At 65.7% G+C, this 1384-nt stretch carries 1 pseudogene; it reads left to right on the top strand.

The annotated features are described in order from the left end of the window. Positions 1 to 1384 (top strand): annotated as a pseudogene (locus tag L2I46_RS29080) (Tn3-like element TnAs1 family transposase); the annotation flags it as partial.

The raw sequence follows: 1384 nt of genomic DNA on the forward strand, positions 1-1384 counted from the left end.
ACTTCGACGACTACCTGCTGCCGGCCGAGAAGTTCGCCGCACTCAAGCGCGAGCAGGCCCTGCCCCTGGCGATCAACCCGAACAGCGACCAGTACCTGGAAGAGCGTTTGCAGCTGCTGGACGAGCAGTTGGCCACCGTCACCCGCCTGGCCAAGGACAACGAGCTGCCCGATGCCATCCTCACCGAGTCAGGGCTGAAAATCACCCCGCTGGATGCGGCGGTGCCGGATCGGGCGCAGGCGCTGATCGACCAAACCAGCCAGTTACTGCCGCGCATCAAGATCACCGAACTGCTGATGGACGTGGACGACTGGACGGGCTTCAGCCGCCACTTCACCCACTTGAAGGACGGGGCCGAGGCCAAAGACAGGACGTTGCTGCTGTCCGCAATCCTCGGTGATGCGATCAACCTCGGGCTGACCAAGATGGCCGAGTCGAGCCCCGGCCTGACCTACGCCAAGCTGTCCTGGCTGCAAGCCTGGCACATCCGCGACGAAACCTATTCGGCGGCCTTGGCCGAGCTGGTCAACCACCAGTATCGCCACGCCTTTGCCGCCCACTGGGGCGACGGCACGACCTCATCCTCCGATGGCCAGCGCTTCCGCGCGGGTGGCCGGGGCGAGAGCACCGGGCACGTCAACCCGAAGTACGGTAGCGAGCCGGGACGGCTGTTCTATACCCATATCTCCGACCAGTACGCGCCGTTCAGCACCCGCGTGGTGAATGTCGGCGTCCGCGATTCCACCTATGTGCTCGACGGCCTGCTGTACCACGAGTCCGACCTGCGGATCGAGGAGCACTACACCGACACGGCCGGCTTCACCGATCACGTCTTTGCCCTGATGCACCTGCTAGGCTTCCGCTTCGCGCCGCGCATCCGCGACCTCGGCGAAACCAAGCTGTACGTGCCGCAGGGCGTGCAAGCCTACCCGACGTTGCGCCCGCTGATCGGCGGCACCCTGAACATCAAGCACGTGCGTGCCCACTGGGACGACATCCTGCGCCTGGCCAGCTCGATCAAGCAGGGCACCGTCACCGCCTCGCTGATGCTGCGCAAGCTCGGCAGCTACCCGCGCCAGAACGGACTGGCCGTGGCCCTGCGCGAGCTGGGCCGGATCGAGCGCACGCTGTTCATCCTGGACTGGCTGCAAAGTGTTGAACTGCGCCGCCGCGTGCATGCCGGCCTGAACAAAGGTGAGGCGCGCAACTCGCTGGCCAGGGCGGTGTTCTTCAACCGCCTTGGGGAAATCAGGGATCGGAGCTTCGAGCAGCAGCGCTACCGGGCCAGCGGCCTCAACCTGGTGACGGCGGCTATCGTGCTGTGGAACACGGTGTACCTGGAACGCGCCACCCAGGGGTTGGTCGAGGCCGGCAAGCCGGTGGA

This window comes from Klebsiella sp. 2019SCSN059 (assembly GCF_021739525.1).
Classification (GTDB): domain Bacteria; phylum Pseudomonadota; class Gammaproteobacteria; order Enterobacterales; family Enterobacteriaceae; genus Klebsiella; species Klebsiella quasipneumoniae.